Origin of the sequence: Qipengyuania sp. RANM35, assembly GCF_041021145.2 — a bacterium.
Lineage (GTDB): Bacteria > Pseudomonadota > Alphaproteobacteria > Sphingomonadales > Sphingomonadaceae > Qipengyuania > Qipengyuania soli.
The window spans coordinates 2,223,077-2,236,760 of sequence record NZ_CM196433.1 but is presented as its reverse complement, the minus strand read 5'-3'; the positions used below and the strand labels follow the sequence as shown (position 1 = coordinate 2,236,760).

Genomic DNA, 13,684 nt, shown 5'->3' with positions numbered 1-13,684 from the left:
ACAAGTACGCAATGGATACGAATACAGAGGCGCTCGACGATCTTCCCGATGCCGTAGCGGCAGCGGCGTTCCGTCGGCTGGTGCGCCATTTGCGCCATCGCCACGATGCACAGAACATCGATCTGATGGGGCTCGCAGGCTTCTGCCGCAATTGCCTCGCCGACTGGATCATCGATGCAGGCTTCGAGGGCGACAAGCTGGCAGCACGCGAGCTCATCCACGGCATGCCGCAGGACGAATGGAAGGCGACGCGGCAGTCACCCGCGACGGAGGAGCAGTTGGCGCGCATGGAAGCGAGCCTCGCCAAAAACGCACAGGATTAGGGATTCGGACCCTTCACCCGGGGCCATGCTCTGGCTATCGAACCTGCCATCCGCCCGCGTGGCGATTCTCACATCACCGGAGTATTTCCCAAATGGCCGAAGCCACCGACGACCGCCTGCGCCTTCTCATCGAGCGCATCGAACGCCTCGAGGAAGAGAAGAAGGGCATCGCCGACGACATCCGCGACGTCTATGCCGAATCCAAGGCTGTCGGTTACGACACCAAGATCATGCGCCAGATCGTCCGCCTGCGTAAGATGAAGCCCGACGACCGCCGCGAGATGGAAACAATTCTCGATACCTACAAGGCCGCGCTCGGCATCGGCTGAACCGGATTAAGAGGGGAGTAATCTGCCATGGCATCGCAATTGCCGCACCGCCGGGTGATCCTCGTCAGCACCACGCCGACGATCGAGGGCCATCCGATCCAGGAGTATCTCGGCCTCGTCACCGGCGAAGTGATCGTCGGCGCCAACGTGTTCCGCGATGTGTTCGCCGGATTCCGGGATTTCTTCGGCGGGCGTGCGGGAAGCTATGAGCGCGTTCTCGGGAGTGCCCGCGCCGATGCGATCCAGCAGCTGCAGGCGCAGTGCGACCAGCGCGGCGGCAATGCCGTGGTCGGCGTCGATCTCGACTACGAGGTCGTCGGGGCCAAGGGCTCGATGCTGATGGTCTCGGTGACCGGGACCGCGGTCAGGATCTGATCAGGCCCCGGCGCTGCCGGCCACCGCCACCAGCGTGATGAATGCCGCGTTGTGCAGCATGTGGAGCATGATGTTCGACCACAGGCCGTAGTTCACGCGCAGATAGCCGAGCACCAGCCCGATCACGAACTGCGGCAGGACCAGCGGCAGGATCGTCGCCATGTTCTCGACCGAGAAGTTGAGCAGGTGGATGCCGGCGAAGGCCATGGCGCTGAACCAGAAGAACAGCGGGAAGAGCTTCTGGAACCAGCCCATGGCATCGCGGCCGCGCAGAACCCACAGGCCGACCAGACCGGCGAGGAAGACCACCAGCGCAATGCCGCCTGTGACGGGATTGACCTGTTGCGCGCTCGCCGCACCGCTTGCACCCACGATTGCCAGGGCGACAAGCGCCAGGATGATGAAGAGCACGTGGCCGGGGCGTCCCGAAAGCCAGCTGCGGAAGGCAATCTCCTCCGCGACGGGGGCAAAGACGATGGCAGCAAAGGCAAGCTGCGGCGTCATGTCCATGCCCGAAATGGCGGTCTTGGGGATGTTCACCCCCAGAGCCATCACGCCAAATGCCGCCCCCAGCAGCACGACCATGATGATCAGGTCGAGCACCAGCATCCGCCCAACCGCGATGAAGCTCGACTGTTGCATCGGCGCGGCCCCGTCGGGGAGCGTGGGCCGTTTCAGGAAGGCGAAAAAGCGCGACCATTCACCGCGTAGCGAATTGGCGGGCGCGAGGTGCGCCTGACCACTTGTGGTAATTGCTTCCATGCGGCTAAGGCCACCCCCGAGAATCTCTGACGAGAACACTTCCAACCACGACCAACGCAAAAGCGAAACCATGGCAGGCCATTCCAAATTCAAGAACATCATGCACCGCAAGGGCGCGCAGGACAAGAAGCGCTCGGCGATGTTTTCCAAGCTTTCCCGCGAGATCACCGTCGCCGCCAAGATGGGCATGCCCGACCCGGACATGAACCCCCGCCTGCGCCTCGCGGTCAATGCGGCCAAGGCCCAGTCGATGCCGAAGGACAATATCCAGCGCGCGATCGACAAGGCATCTGCCAATGACGGCGAGAACTACGAAGAGGTTCGCTACGAAGGCTATGGCCCGGGCGGCGTTGCGCTGATCGTCGAAGCGCTGACCGACAACCGCAATCGCACCGCAACCAACGTTCGCACCGCCTTCAGTAAGAACGGAGGCAACCTCGGTTCGGAAGGTTCGGTGAGCCACGGTTTCGAACGCCTCGGCCTGATCGAATACCCGGCGAGCGTCGGCGACGAGGAGAAAGTCCTCGAAGCTGCGATCGAAGCCGGCGCGGACGATGTCGAGAGTTCCGAAGACGGCCACACCATCTGGACCGCGTCCGATGCGCTGCACGAAGTCGCAGGCAATCTGGAAAAGACGCTGGGCGAGGCCGAGAACGTCAAGCTGGCGTGGAAGCCCACCATTACCGTCGACATGGACGAAGGTGGCGCGGCGACACTGCTGAAGCTCGTCGACACGCTTGACGATGACGACGACGTGCAGACCGTCTGGGGCAATTACGAGATCTCGGACGAGATCATGGAGAAGCTGGGCTGATGCTCGCTTTCGTCGCGAAGGCGCTGCTGGCCGGCGTCATGATCGCGGCGATTGCGGAGATCGGGCGCAGGTTGCCGGCTGCTGCGGCGCTGGTCGCCAGCCTCCCGCTGATCTCGATCCTCGGCATGGTATTCCTGTGGTTCGCCCGCCCGGATGCGGAGAACATGGCGCAGCATGCACAGGCGACCTTCTGGTTCGTCCTGCCCAGCCTGCCGATGTTCCTCGCCATCCCGGTCATGCTGCGAAACGGCGTGAACTTCTGGGCGGCGCTGGTGCTCGGCTGCGTGCTGACGGTCGTGCTCTATCTCGGCATGGTCCAGTGGGGACCGCGCCTTGGGATCAGGCTGTGATCATCCTTGGCCTCGATCCCTCGCTCAGCTGCACCGGCTGGGGCGTGATCAGGGCCGAAGGCGCACGCATCTCGCATGTCGCCAACGGGCAGGTGCCGACCGATGCCAGTGCTCCGATGACGGTTCGCCTGGCGACCCTGCAGGCGGCGCTGGTCGAGGTCATCGCCGCCTATCGTCCCGATCGCGCGGCAGCGGAGGAGGTCTATCTCAACAAGAACCCGCAGTCGACGCTCAAGCTGGCGCAGGCGCGCGGAGCGGTTTTGGCGACATGCGGAATGGCCGGGGTTGCGGTCAACGAACACGCTGCACGGCTGGTGAAGAAGGCGGTCGTGGGAACGGGCGGGGCGGAAAAGCAGCAGGTCCAGGCCATGCTGAAAGTGCTGCTGCCGGGCGCGACGATTGCCGGCGCCGATGCCGCCGACGCGCTCGCCGTCGCCATCGCCGATGCGCATCTGACCCGCTAGGCGTTGATCGCGGTCACTCCGACTGCGGAAAGCCCCGACCACGCGCGCAAGCGTTCGGCAATGAGCCTGGCCATTGCCCTGCCACGGGCTCCCTCGAGGCTGCCGATGGTCGACTTGCCGAGACCGACGACGAAGTCGAAATCGGATTTGAGATCCAGGATTCCGTCGACGACATCCATGGTCGAATTCCCCACGATGGTACGCAGGAGTTCCTTCCCTTCGTTCGTCAGTTCACCGACCCCTTTCCCGACCGCGAAGTCCATTGCCTGCTGCAGGGCGGACGGGTCGAACTTGCCGTCCCTTACTCCCATCAATTCGAATGCCTGGTCATCGATTTCGCTGGGAATCGCGAAAGTCGCCTGTTCGCGCACGGTCCGCTCGCCATTCTCGGCAAGCTCCATCGAAGTCACGACGAGAAAGGCGACATTAGGTACGACCCGGTGACTGACCTTGCGGCCGAGGACGTGTGCAACCGCACCGACGACCGCGCGCTCGCCCCAGCTGGTGGGATCGGAAGTATTCGCCTTGATCGCCTCGTCGGTTCGTTCGATCACCTCGATGCTGTGCAGCCCTTCGCGGCTGAAGCGCCAGTTTTCCTCGCGGCCCGGATGCCGCTGGATCTTCCCGCCGTTGGCCGCATGGACAGGGCTGGTATCGGCCACCTCAATGAAGAACATTTCTTCGTCTGAGAGGCCCAACTGGGTCGTCCGCGCATCATTCCATGAGATGTCGAACCAACCGGTCTTGGCCGAGATGAGGCTGTAGGCAGGGACGCGCTCGCCGCGAAATGATCTGAACTGGCTGCGGAAATAGCTGTTTGCGCGCCAGCGACGGAGCTTGCCGAACATTACCAGCGCCCCCCAGAACGCGAGGAGCAGCACGCCAAGCGCAGCGAAAAACTCGTAGTCTTCCGGGAGAAGGGGGCCGATGAGCCAGCCGCCGGCGAGCGCGATCAGTGCAATGACCGGCACGGCGGCCCCGATGGCAAAATAATAGATTATCGCGCTGACAGCGCGGTGCCGTGCCAAGGACATCATCCCACCCCCATCTCTTCGCGTGCCCGCCACGTCGCTAGCGCGGCCCCGTCCGCTTTGCCAAGATGGTTGCAGGGTAGTCCGCCTCAAGGTTGAGCGGTCGTGGTGGCTTGCGCATTCATGGACTGTGTCAAAACTGGTTCGCGCGATAGGCTTTTCGGCGCGATCCACCTACACGCCTATTCCAATCGCAAGGCGGTCATGGCACTCGCCGGGCACTACAAGCGACCGGTACAGGCGATGTGGCCGCTGCCGGTTTTTGGGCGCCGGCATCGCCGATGCGCATCTGGGGAGGGTCTGATTTTCCTTGTCGTCTTCCGCAATCGCAAGCGTGCGGACATGGATGCCGCCGCCTATTCCGCCGATGCCGATGCGATGGAGGAAATGGCACGCGAACAGCCGGGCTACCGCTCGTTCAAGTCCTACGTCGCCGACGATGGCGAAGTCGTCGCGATCAGCGAGTGGGACGATGAGGCCTCTGCCCGTGCCTGGGGCCGCGTTGCCGAGCACCGGATGGTCCAGCGCAAGGGACGTGAAGAGTATTACGCCGAATACACCCTTTTCGCCTGCCCCGAGCCACGGATACACCGCTTCAGCGAAAGAGAGACATGACTATCCAGTTCTACGGCATTCCCAACTGCGACACGGTCAAGAAGGCGCGCACCTGGCTCGAGGGGCAGGGGTTCGACTACACCTTCCATGACTACAAGAAGGAAGGGGCCAACGCTGCCCGCCTCGGCGAATGGGCCGATGTCGTGGGATGGGAGGCCCTGCTCAACCGCCGCGGAACGACCTTCCGCAAGCTGCCCGATGCGGCGCGCGAAGGGATCGACCGGGACAAGGCCATCGCCCTGATGGTCGCGCAGCCGAGCATTATAAAGCGCCCCGTGGTCGAACATGGTGACCAGGTCCTGGTCGGCTTCGATCCGGCGGCATGGGCTGCGGCGCTGGATTGAGCGAGGGCCGGTGAACACTCTCGAACTGGTTGCCGTCGCCCTGGGGCTGGCCAATGTCGGCCTGCTCGTGCGGCGGAGCATCTGGAACTACCCCTTCGGCATGGCGATGGTCGCGCTTTATGCCGAAATCTTCTTCGAGGCCAAGCTCTACGGCGAGGCCGGGCTGCAGGTCTTCTTCTTCTTCGTGCAGGCGTGGGGCTGGTACCTCTGGGCGCGGGCAGGCGGCATGGTCCAGCCGGTCGCAGTGCGCTGGATGGGCTGGCCTTCGCGCATCATCTCGCTCGTGCTGGTTGCGGTGATCACGCTGTCGCTCGGCACGCTGATGCACAAGCTGACCGATGCCGTCATGCCCTTCGCCGATGCTGCGATCACCGGGGCGAGCGTGGTTGCGCAGGTCCTTCTGTCCTATCGCCGGATCGAGAACTGGGTGCTGTGGATCGTCATCGATATCGGGTCCGTCGCTCTCTACATCATCCGCGACCTTCACCTGACTGCGGGCCTCTATGTCGCCTTCCTCGTGCTCGCCACGCTGGGCCTCGTCCAGTGGATGCGCGCCGAGCGCAGTTCCGAAGCCGTCGCTTGACCACGCGCGGCTTCCTGCTCGGCAAGTTCATGCCGCCGCACGCGGGGCATGTCGCCCTTGTCGAGGCGGCGGCGAAGCTTGTCGATGAGCTCACGGTGCTGGTCTGCTGGCTGCCCGATGACCCGATCCCGGGCGAACGGCGGCTCGACTGGATGCGCGGGATGTTTCCCTCCTGCCGCGTCGTCGGTCACGGCGACGTGGTGCCGCAGGAACCCTCCGAAAGCCCCGATTTCTGGCCGATCTGGGCGGGCATTGTCGCTACTGTCCATCCCGAGCCGATCGACTACCTCTTCGCGGGCGAGGAATACGGGCTTGAACTCGCGACCCAGGTCGGCGGCTTCTTCGTGCCACTGGGTGGGCGGATACTCGAGGCCAGGGACGCAGTATCGTCGCTCTCCGCCAGTGCGGTCAGGGCGGACCCGGCTGGGCATTGGTCTTACCTGCCGGAGCCGGTGAGGGATCACTACCGTAAGACGGTCTGCCTCCACGGGGCGGAAAGCACGGGCAAATCGACACTCGCAGCACAGCTTGCACCCGAACTGGGCACGATCTGGGTGCCCGAATACGGGCGCAGCCATTGCGAGGTGCATCGTGAGGCCCTTACGCGGGCAGACCTCCTGCTGATCGGCCGGGCACAGCAGGCCATGACACAGGCCTCGGCGCGCTGGGCGGGACCGGTTCTGCTGGTCGATACCGACGCGCTGGTGACCGCCGCCTGGTGCGAAGTGCTGCTCGGCGACCGACCCGCCGAACTGATGGAGCAGGAAAAGGCGGACCTCTACCTGCTGATGGAACCTGACCTGCCATGGGTCGATGACGGGACGCGCTTCTTTGCCGATCCGGCCGAACATGCGCGCTTCGCCGCCATCGTCGAGGCGGTCCTCATCGATGCCGGCGTGCCGTTCGAGCGGATTTCGGGGACGGGTGAGGTGCGTCTCGCTGCGGCGAGATCGGCGATCGCGACGCTCAGGCGTCAGTAGCCGCTGTTGCTGCCCCAGCCTTCATTGTCGCCATTGGTGAACGAACGCGCATTTTCGTTTGCGGCACCGGTGATCGAGCGCTTGACCGACGCGAGATCGCTGCCAGACCCGTAGATGAGGCCGAGCACGATTGCCGTCGCAAGGAGAAGCTTCTTGAACATGACTGGTGGAATTTCGCAGATCACCGTCAAGATTCGATTAACGGTTGCGCTGATTGGGGCGGTAACCGCGATTCCGGTCTCGGCGGGCGACATGCTCGTCATCGCCCATCGCGGCGCCAGCGGCGAACGGCCCGAACACACGCTGGCGGCCTACGAACGCGCCATCGACCAGGGCGCGGACTACATCGAGCCCGATCTGGTGGCGACAAAGGACAATGTCCTCGTCGCGCGGCACGAAAACGAATTGTCCGACACGACCGATGTGGGCGCGCTTGAAGAGTTCGCCGACCGCCGCCGTTCGAAGACGATCGATGGCAAGCTCGTCAGTGGCTGGTTCGCCGAGGACTTCACGATTGCCGAGCTGCGAACCCTGCGCGCAAAGGAACGCCTGCCGACCTTGCGGACGGCCAATGCGCGCTTCGACGGGCTCTATACCGTGCCGACCTTCGAGGAGATCCTGACCCTTGTCCGCGCCAAGGAGGCAGAGACGGGGCGCAGGATCGGCATCTATCCCGAGCTGAAGCACCCCAACTTCCTGTTGCAGGAAGCCGGGATCGACACCGTCGACCTCCTGGTGACGGCACTGCGCCAGGCGGACCTCGACGATGCCGACGATCCGGTCTTCATCCAGTGCTTCGAGGTCGGAACGCTGCGGCGATTGAACAAGATGGTCGACGTGCCACTGATCCTTCTGGTGAAGGGCGAAGGGGGACCCGCTGACGAGCCAGCCCTCTATTACCTCGACATGCTTACGCCCAGCGGGCTGAAGGAAATTGCGAGCTATGCCGACGGTATCGGCGCGGACATACGCCTGCTGTTTGGCCCCGATGGCATTCCCACCGGACTCGTCAGCGACGTGCACGAGGCAGGGCTGAAGCTGCATGCGTGGACGCTGCGGAAGGAGAATGCCTTCCTGCCGCCGGTCCTGAAGCGCGGCACGGCGGAGAATGGCACGGGTGACGTGCTCGGCATGGTCACCCTGCTCAAGGTGCAGGGCGTGGACGGCGTCTTCACCGATGACCCGGGTCTCGTCGTCGAAGCGCTCGGAAAATAATCCCGCCCGCTGCGTTGGGCCTTGCATGAGCGATGATGAAACCTGGATGCGGGCCGCGCGCGAGTTCGCCGTTGCAGAGAAGGGCATCGACCCTGCCGACACGCCGATTGCGGCGATACTCGTGCTCGACGGGAAGGAAATCGCCCGCGGCGTGAACCGCACTGCCGAATGCTGCGATGCCACCGCCCATGCCGAAGTGGTGACCTTGCGCGCGGGCGGTGCCGAACACGGCGACATGCGCATCGAAGGCGCGACGCTCTATTCCACCCTCCAGCCCTGCGGCATGTGCACCTTCGCCAGCATCTGGGCCGGGGTCAGCCGCATCGTCTATGGCGCGGGTCGCAAGGACGTCCACGAAATGTACTTCGAGGACCGCCACCTCTCCACGCTCGACTTCGTTGCCGATGCCTACAAGGACGACCTCGAGTTGGTCGGAGGAGTGCTTTCGGAAGAATGTGCAAATCTTTACTATCGCCCCTGGGACGACGTCCCGGAGGAAAAGCAGGCCAACGACTAGGTGCTGCGGCGGGCGGTCACGAGGTAGTTGAGCGAGAGGTCGGACGAGAGGTGCAGGCCCTTCGCAGGCGAATAGGCGATGCCCTGCGGTTCCGACATTTCAAGTCCGGCTTCCGCCAACAGGTCGCCAAGATCTTCCGGCGTGATGAAATCTTCCCAGTGGTGCGTGCCCTTGGGGATCAGGCCGAAGCCTTCCGCCGCCCCGATCATCAGCAGTCGCGAAGCGGGCGTGCGATTGGGCGTCGACATGACCAGCAGTCCGCCCGGTGCGAGGCGCGCGGCAAGTTCGGCCACGAAGGCGCGCTTGTCGGCAACGTGCTCGACAACTTCCATCGCAGCGACGAGATCGAACTGTCCGATGTCGAGCGAACCGATCTCGCCTGCCATGTAGCGGATGTCGAGTCCGGCGCCCTCGGCATGAACCGCTGCCGCGGCGACATTCTCGGGCGCGGCATCGACGCCTGTCACATCGGCTCCAAGCCGGGCCAGCGGTTCGCACAGCAGCCCCGCGCCGCAACCGACGTCGAGCACGCTCTTCCCGGTCAGCGGCTTGCGCCCCGCCACATCGCCGCCCCAGTGCAGGTCGATCGCCTCGCGCAGGAACGCCAGGCGCACCGGATTGAGCCTGTGCAGCATGGCCGAGGAGCCTTTCGGATCCCACCAGTCCTTCGCCAGCTTTCCGAAATGCGCCGCTTCTTCGGGGCGGATCGTTTGGCCTGCTGAAGAATTGCTACGCGAGTGTGTTGTTGCATCGCTCATGCGCGATGGCTAGCAGCCAGCACTCAAGCATTCCAGCACGGAGACGTCGGCACTTGGCACGCATCGTGATGAAATTCGGCGGCACTTCGATGGCCGGGACCGAGCGCATCCGCCGCGTCGCCAACATCGTGCGCAAGCAACAGGCGCGCGGCCACGAGGTCGCAGTGGTGGTGTCCGCCATGGCCGGCGAGACCGATCGCCTCGTCAACTTCTGCCGCGAGGCGAACGCGCTCTACGATCCGGCCGAATACGACGTGGTGGTGGCGAGCGGCGAACAGGTCACTTCGGGCCTCCTCGCGCTGACGCTTCAGTCGCTCGGTTGCAAGGCACGCAGCTGGCTCGGCTGGCAGTTGCCGATCCACACCATCGAGGCCCACGCCAAGGCCCGCATCGAGAGCATCGACGCCGACGAACTCATCGCTTCGATGCAGCGCGGTGAAATCGCCGTCATCCCCGGCTTCCAGGGGCTGAGCGAAGACAATCGCGTCACCACGCTCGGACGCGGCGGATCGGACACCTCCGCCGTTGCCGTCGCCGCTGCCGTGCACGCGGACCGCTGCGACATCTACACAGACGTCGATGGGGTCTACACGACGGACCCGCGCATCGTCGCCAAGGCGAAGAAGCAGAAGGCGGTGACCTACGAGGAAATGCTCGAGCTCGCGAGCGTCGGGGCCAAGGTGCTCCAGACGCGCTCGGTCGGGCTCGCAATGAAAGAGGGCGTGCGGGTGCAGGTCCTCTCCAGCTTCGTCGGCGAGGATGCCATCCCCGCAGACGACCTTCCGGGCACGATGATCGTCTCGGAAGAGGAAATGAACGAACTGGTGGAGAAAGGCGAAATGGAACGCCAGCACGTAACCGGCATCGCGCACGACAAGAACGAAGCCAAGGTGATCCTGACCCGCGTACCCGACAAGCCGGGTGCGGTGGCCCACATCTTCGAGCCGCTGGCCAAGGCCGCAATCAACGTCGACATGATCATCCAGAACGTCGGTCGCGACAAGGGCGAGACCGACGTGACCTTCACCGTCCCGCAGGCCGATCTTGCCCGCGCGCAGGCATTGCTCGAGGACAAGCGCGACGAGATCGGCTTCAACCGCATCATCACCGATAGCAAGATCGCCAAGATCTCGGTCGTCGGCGTCGGCATGAAGAGCCACGCGGGCGTCGCCGCAACCATGTTCAAGGCGCTGGCCGACCGCGGGATCAACATCCAGGCGATCTCGACCAGCGAGATCAAGGTCAGCGTGATGGTCGACGAGGACGAGACCGAACTCGCCGTTCGGGTCCTGCACACCGCCTACGGGCTGGACGCGAAGGACGAGGCTGCTTGAAGTTCGTCAGGGCCCTGATCGACGGTTGGGTATCCCTGGTTCACAGCACCTGGCGCGCCTTCATGGTGTTCGGAAGCCTGATATTGGTCGCCGCCGCCTATCAGCTCTACACCGGTGCCTTCGAGGAACTGCGGTTCGATCAGGTGGTCGACGACATTGCCATCGGACTGGCACTGATGTTCCTGGCATCATTCATCACGGCAATCCTCTACCACTGGAGCGTCTGGCGAAATTGCGATCGTCCGCTCCGGCGCGACCGCTACTGGCCGGGCGGCGGTGGCCCCAGGAGACGATAGGCAATGGCACACACTGCGAAAATCCTCCTTCTCGGATCGGGTGAGCTAGGGCGCGAGTTCGTAATTTCGGCGAAGCGCCTCGGTGCCTGTGTCATTGCCTGCGATGCATATGACAATGCGCCTGCCATGCAGCTCGCCGACGCGCGCGAGGTTTTCTCGATGCTCGATGGCGAGGCGCTGCGGGCAGTCGCCGAGAAGCACCGTCCCGACTATATCGTGCCCGAGATCGAGGCGATCCGTACCGAAGTGCTGGCCGAACTCGAAGGCGAGGGGTTTACCGTCGTCCCCTCCGCCCGCGCAGCCCAGCTGACCATGAACCGCGACGCGATCCGTGATCTCGCAGCCAACGAGCTCGGTCTCGTCACTTCGCGCTATCGCTATGCCAAGAACCTCGACGAGGTTCGTGCGGCGGCCGAGCACACCGGGTTTCCCTGCGTCATCAAGCCGGTCATGTCGTCGAGCGGCAAGGGCCAGTCGACCGTGCGCGAAGAGGCCAAGCTCGAGGAGGCATGGGACTATGCCTGCGCCAACATGCGCGGCGATCGCCAGCGCGTGATTGTCGAGCAGTTCATCGACTTCGACTACGAGATCACCCTGCTGACTGTCCGCCACAAGGCCAAGGGCGGGGACGGCATCACTTTCTGCCCGCCAATCGGCCACCGACAGGAGCGCGGCGACTACCAGGAAAGCTGGCAGCCCACGCCAATGTCCGACGCCGCCATAACCAAGGCGCAGGAGATGGCACGCAAGGTCGTCGACGACCTTGGCGGATACGGACTCTTCGGGGTGGAATTCTTCGTCAAGGGCGAGGAGGTGATCTTCTCCGAACTGAGCCCGCGCCCGCACGACACCGGCATGGTCACACTGGTCAGCCAGAACCTGACCGAGTTCGACCTCCATGCCCGCGCCGTGCTGGGGCTACCCGTCCCGGCGGACCTGCGCGCGCGGCCGGCGGCGAGCGCCGTCATTCTCGCCGATCGCGACTGCGACCGGCTCGCCTATGATGGCCTGGCAGACGCGATGTCCGACGGCGCCGACATTCGCATCTTCGGCAAGCCCACCAGCCGTCCCTATCGCCGCATGGGTGTGGCGCTGGCTACGGCGGGAACGACCGACGAAGCGCGCGACAAGGCGCGCGAGGCAGCACACAAGGTCCACATCGTCTACGGCTCCTGACGCTTGCCGTAACGTCGCGCTGGCCCTAAGCGCCTCCGCATGACTACCTATCCCAAGACATCCCATCTCATGCAGCGCGGTGCCGAATTCCTCGGCAGCGAAACGGCCATCCTGTGCGGCGCGATGAGCTGGGTGTCGGAGCGCAATCTCGTCTCCGCGATCTCGAATGCAGGCGGCTTCGGCGTGATTGCCTGTGGTGCGATGACGCCGGAACTGCTCGATGCCGAGATTGCGGCGACCAAGGCGCTGACAAGCAAGCCTTTCGGGGTGAACCTCATCACCATGCACCCGCAGTTGTTCGACCTGATCGAGGTCTGCGGCGGGCACGGGGTCGGCCACGTCGTCCTTGCGGGCGGCATTCCGCCGAAAGGCAGCGTCGAGGCAATCAAGGCCCATGGCGCCAAGGTCATCTGCTTTGCGCCGACACTGGCGCTGGCCAAGAAGCTGCTGCGTTCGGGCGCCGATGCACTCGTGATCGAGGGCATGGAAGCGGGCGGCCACATCGGCCCCGTATCGACGAGCGTGCTGGCGCAGGAAATGCTCCCCGAACTGGCCGATGATCACCTCATCTTCGTCGCCGGAGGTATCGGCCGCGGGCAGGCGATCGCCGGCTATCTCGAAATGGGCGCGGCAGGCGTCCAGCTGGGCACGCGCTTCGCCTGCGCCAGCGAGAGCATCGCGCATCCCGATTTCAAGAAGGCGTTCTTCCGCGCCTCGGCCCGCGATGCGGTGGCGAGCGTGCAGGTCGACCCGCGCCTGCCCGTGATCCCGGTACGCGCGCTCAAGAACAAGGGCACCGAGGAATTCACCGCCAAGCAGATCGAGGTCGCGGGTCTGCTCGACCGCGAGGAAGTGGCGATGGACGAGGCGCAGCTCCAGATCGAGCACTATTGGGCAGGCGCACTGCGCCGTGCGGTGATCGACGGCGATGTCGAGAACGGAAGCCTGATGGCCGGCCAGTCGGTCGGCATGCTCAAGGAAGAAGAACCGGTGGCGGTCATCATCGACAAGCTGATGGCCCAGAGCGAGGAAGCGCTCGCGCGGCGGTAGGATGGAAATCCGGCGGCTGGACCTCGATGTCGCGATCTATCGCGACCGCGTGCAGGTGACCGACCGCGTGACCGGCAAGTTCGTCGACCAGCGGGCCGATTATCCCTTCTCGAGCGCGGCGAACATCATCGCCGAACCGCGGTTCCTCGAGGACACGCTGGTCAAGGCGATCCGCCAGATGCTGGAAGGCGGTTTTTCGCTCCGCCACCCGATCGCCCACGTGATCGCCTCCGAACTGCCCCTGTCGCCCACGCAAAAGATGCAGGTCGAAACCTGTCTGCGTGAAGCGGGCATGGGCGAGATCGTCTTCGACCTTTAAGCCAGTGTTGGTGCGGCCCTAGCGCGAATGCGCTTGCTCCATTCCCCGC

The 13,684-nt window shown here is 64.3% G+C and carries 21 protein-coding genes; 17 read left to right on the top strand and 4 right to left on the bottom strand.

Going from position 1 to position 13,684, the window contains the following annotated elements; all coding sequences use genetic code 11:
• Nucleotides 1-11: 11 nt before the first annotated feature.
• The 3 genes from RAM60_RS11205 to RAM60_RS11195 all read left to right on the top strand — a co-directional run bounded on the left by RAM60_RS11205 (nt 12) and on the right by RAM60_RS11195 (nt 1,027).
• Nucleotides 12-323, top strand: coding sequence for a DUF1244 domain-containing protein (locus tag RAM60_RS11205; RefSeq protein ID WP_369026697.1), 312 nt, complete (start codon nt 12-14; stop codon nt 321-323).
• Between the two features lie 92 nt (nt 324-415).
• Nucleotides 416-652 carry a DUF2312 domain-containing protein gene (locus tag RAM60_RS11200; RefSeq protein WP_200981449.1) on the top strand — a complete coding sequence of 79 codons (237 nt, stop codon included), beginning with the start codon at nt 416-418 and terminating at the stop codon, nt 650-652.
• A gap of 27 nt (nt 653-679) precedes the next feature.
• Nucleotides 680-1,027: a YbjQ family protein gene (locus RAM60_RS11195; protein ID WP_246449731.1), complete on the top strand. Its 348-nt coding sequence runs from the start codon at nt 680-682 to the stop codon at nt 1,025-1,027.
• Here RAM60_RS11195 and RAM60_RS11190 read toward each other — a convergent pair whose 3' ends face one another.
• Nucleotides 1,028-1,789, bottom strand: a complete 762-nt coding sequence (locus RAM60_RS11190; RefSeq protein ID WP_369026698.1) for a CPBP family glutamic-type intramembrane protease — start codon at nt 1,787-1,789, stop codon at nt 1,028-1,030.
• 70 nt (nt 1,790-1,859) lie between these two features.
• Between RAM60_RS11190 and RAM60_RS11185 the strand changes: the two genes are divergently transcribed.
• From RAM60_RS11185 to ruvC, 3 genes are read left to right on the top strand one after another with little or no spacing between them, the layout of a single operon-like run.
• Complete coding sequence (locus RAM60_RS11185) at nt 1,860-2,603, top strand: YebC/PmpR family DNA-binding transcriptional regulator (RefSeq protein WP_200981447.1); 744 nt, start codon at nt 1,860-1,862, stop codon at nt 2,601-2,603.
• Nucleotides 2,603-2,953 carry a DUF3147 family protein gene (locus RAM60_RS11180; protein WP_369026699.1) on the top strand — a complete coding sequence of 117 codons (351 nt, stop codon included), beginning with the start codon at nt 2,603-2,605 and terminating at the stop codon, nt 2,951-2,953. The genes RAM60_RS11185 and RAM60_RS11180 overlap by 1 nt, the downstream gene beginning before the upstream one ends.
• A complete protein-coding gene (gene ruvC, locus RAM60_RS11175; RefSeq protein ID WP_369026700.1) occupies nt 2,950-3,417 on the top strand; it encodes a crossover junction endodeoxyribonuclease RuvC in 468 nt (155 codons plus the stop codon). The genes RAM60_RS11180 and ruvC overlap by 4 nt, the downstream gene beginning before the upstream one ends.
• On the opposite strand, the gene RAM60_RS11170 is transcribed toward ruvC, so the two are convergent.
• Entirely contained in the window at nt 3,414-4,445 is a 1,032-nt protein-coding gene (locus tag RAM60_RS11170) for a hypothetical protein (RefSeq protein WP_369026701.1), read from the bottom strand. The two genes, ruvC and RAM60_RS11170, sit on opposite strands and share 4 nt — an antisense overlap.
• Nucleotides 4,446-4,751: 306 nt before the next feature.
• On the opposite strand from RAM60_RS11170, the gene RAM60_RS11165 reads away from it, so the two are divergent.
• Genes RAM60_RS11165 through RAM60_RS11150 form a run of 4 tightly spaced genes read left to right on the top strand, consistent with a single transcriptional unit; the run spans nt 4,752 to nt 6,970 of the window.
• On the top strand, nt 4,752-5,063 hold the full coding sequence (locus RAM60_RS11165) for an antibiotic biosynthesis monooxygenase family protein (RefSeq protein ID WP_369027338.1): 312 nt from the start codon (nt 4,752-4,754) through the stop codon (nt 5,061-5,063).
• Entirely contained in the window at nt 5,060-5,407 is a 348-nt protein-coding gene (locus RAM60_RS11160) for an ArsC family reductase (RefSeq protein ID WP_369026702.1), read from the top strand. The genes RAM60_RS11165 and RAM60_RS11160 overlap by 4 nt, the downstream gene beginning before the upstream one ends.
• A gap of 10 nt (nt 5,408-5,417) precedes the next feature.
• Nucleotides 5,418-5,990: a nicotinamide riboside transporter PnuC gene (pnuC, locus tag RAM60_RS11155; protein ID WP_369026703.1), complete on the top strand. Its 573-nt coding sequence runs from the start codon at nt 5,418-5,420 to the stop codon at nt 5,988-5,990.
• The gene (locus RAM60_RS11150; protein WP_369026704.1) at nt 5,987-6,970 is read left to right on the top strand and encodes an AAA family ATPase; all 984 of its coding nucleotides are present in this window, start codon (nt 5,987-5,989) and stop codon (nt 6,968-6,970) included. Before pnuC ends, RAM60_RS11150 begins: the two co-directional genes overlap by 4 nt.
• On the opposite strand, the gene RAM60_RS11145 is transcribed toward RAM60_RS11150, so the two are convergent.
• Nucleotides 6,964-7,131, bottom strand: a complete 168-nt coding sequence (locus tag RAM60_RS11145; RefSeq protein ID WP_200981441.1) for a hypothetical protein — start codon at nt 7,129-7,131, stop codon at nt 6,964-6,966. The genes RAM60_RS11150 and RAM60_RS11145 overlap by 7 nt on opposite strands.
• Between RAM60_RS11145 and RAM60_RS11140 the strand changes: the two genes are divergently transcribed.
• Together RAM60_RS11140 and RAM60_RS11135 are read left to right on the top strand one after the other, a co-directional pair.
• Complete coding sequence (locus RAM60_RS11140; protein WP_369026705.1) at nt 7,130-8,185, top strand: glycerophosphodiester phosphodiesterase; 1,056 nt, start codon at nt 7,130-7,132, stop codon at nt 8,183-8,185. The genes RAM60_RS11145 and RAM60_RS11140 overlap by 2 nt on opposite strands.
• A 25-nt stretch (nt 8,186-8,210) precedes the next feature.
• Nucleotides 8,211-8,702, top strand: coding sequence for a nucleoside deaminase (locus RAM60_RS11135; protein WP_369026706.1), 492 nt, complete (start codon nt 8,211-8,213; stop codon nt 8,700-8,702).
• Here RAM60_RS11135 and ubiG read toward each other — a convergent pair.
• Entirely contained in the window at nt 8,699-9,460 is a 762-nt protein-coding gene (gene ubiG, locus RAM60_RS11130; protein ID WP_369026707.1) for a bifunctional 2-polyprenyl-6-hydroxyphenol methylase/3-demethylubiquinol 3-O-methyltransferase UbiG, read from the bottom strand. The two genes, RAM60_RS11135 and ubiG, sit on opposite strands and share 4 nt — an antisense overlap.
• Nucleotides 9,461-9,513: 53 nt before the next feature.
• Here ubiG and RAM60_RS11125 point away from each other — a divergent pair, with 53 nt between their 5' ends.
• From RAM60_RS11125 to RAM60_RS11105, 5 genes are read left to right on the top strand one after another with little or no spacing between them, the layout of a single operon-like run.
• Nucleotides 9,514-10,794, top strand: coding sequence for an aspartate kinase (locus tag RAM60_RS11125; RefSeq protein ID WP_246449726.1), 1,281 nt, complete (start codon nt 9,514-9,516; stop codon nt 10,792-10,794).
• Nucleotides 10,791-11,090, top strand: coding sequence for a hypothetical protein (locus tag RAM60_RS11120; protein WP_369026708.1), 300 nt, complete (start codon nt 10,791-10,793; stop codon nt 11,088-11,090). The genes RAM60_RS11125 and RAM60_RS11120 overlap by 4 nt, the downstream gene beginning before the upstream one ends.
• 3 nt (nt 11,091-11,093) lie before the next feature.
• Complete coding sequence (purT, locus tag RAM60_RS11115; RefSeq protein ID WP_369026709.1) at nt 11,094-12,266, top strand: formate-dependent phosphoribosylglycinamide formyltransferase; 1,173 nt, start codon at nt 11,094-11,096, stop codon at nt 12,264-12,266.
• Nucleotides 12,267-12,305: 39 nt separating this feature from the next.
• Nucleotides 12,306-13,316, top strand: a complete 1,011-nt coding sequence (locus tag RAM60_RS11110; protein ID WP_369026710.1) for an NAD(P)H-dependent flavin oxidoreductase — start codon at nt 12,306-12,308, stop codon at nt 13,314-13,316.
• Nucleotide 13,317: 1 nt separating this feature from the next.
• Nucleotides 13,318-13,635 carry a hypothetical protein gene (locus RAM60_RS11105; protein WP_369026711.1) on the top strand — a complete coding sequence of 106 codons (318 nt, stop codon included), beginning with the start codon at nt 13,318-13,320 and terminating at the stop codon, nt 13,633-13,635.
• The last annotated feature ends 49 nt before the right edge of the window (nt 13,636-13,684 follow it).

Bases quoted from the DNA above. Each gene is read 5' to 3' on its own strand.
- RAM60_RS11205 (WP_369026697.1), top strand. From the start codon at position 12: ATGGATACGAATACAGAGGCGCTCGACGATCTTCCCGATGCCGTAGCG.
- RAM60_RS11200 (WP_200981449.1), top strand. From the start codon at position 416: ATGGCCGAAGCCACCGACGACCGCCTGCGCCTTCTCATCGAGCGCATC.
- RAM60_RS11195 (WP_246449731.1), top strand. From the start codon at position 680: ATGGCATCGCAATTGCCGCACCGCCGGGTGATCCTCGTCAGCACCACG.
- RAM60_RS11190 (WP_369026698.1), bottom strand. From the start codon at position 1,789: ATGGAAGCAATTACCACAAGTGGTCAGGCGCACCTCGCGCCCGCCAAT.
- RAM60_RS11185 (WP_200981447.1), top strand. From the start codon at position 1,860: ATGGCAGGCCATTCCAAATTCAAGAACATCATGCACCGCAAGGGCGCG.
- RAM60_RS11180 (WP_369026699.1), top strand. From the start codon at position 2,603: ATGCTCGCTTTCGTCGCGAAGGCGCTGCTGGCCGGCGTCATGATCGCG.
- RAM60_RS11160 (WP_369026702.1), top strand. From the start codon at position 5,060: ATGACTATCCAGTTCTACGGCATTCCCAACTGCGACACGGTCAAGAAG.
- RAM60_RS11140 (WP_369026705.1), top strand. From the start codon at position 7,130: ATGACTGGTGGAATTTCGCAGATCACCGTCAAGATTCGATTAACGGTT.
- RAM60_RS11145 (WP_200981441.1), bottom strand. From the start codon at position 7,131: ATGTTCAAGAAGCTTCTCCTTGCGACGGCAATCGTGCTCGGCCTCATC.
- RAM60_RS11135 (WP_369026706.1), top strand. From the start codon at position 8,211: ATGAGCGATGATGAAACCTGGATGCGGGCCGCGCGCGAGTTCGCCGTT.
- ubiG (WP_369026707.1), bottom strand. From the start codon at position 9,460: ATGAGCGATGCAACAACACACTCGCGTAGCAATTCTTCAGCAGGCCAA.
- purT (WP_369026709.1), top strand. From the start codon at position 11,094: ATGGCACACACTGCGAAAATCCTCCTTCTCGGATCGGGTGAGCTAGGG.
- RAM60_RS11110 (WP_369026710.1), top strand. From the start codon at position 12,306: ATGACTACCTATCCCAAGACATCCCATCTCATGCAGCGCGGTGCCGAA.
- RAM60_RS11105 (WP_369026711.1), top strand. From the start codon at position 13,318: ATGGAAATCCGGCGGCTGGACCTCGATGTCGCGATCTATCGCGACCGC.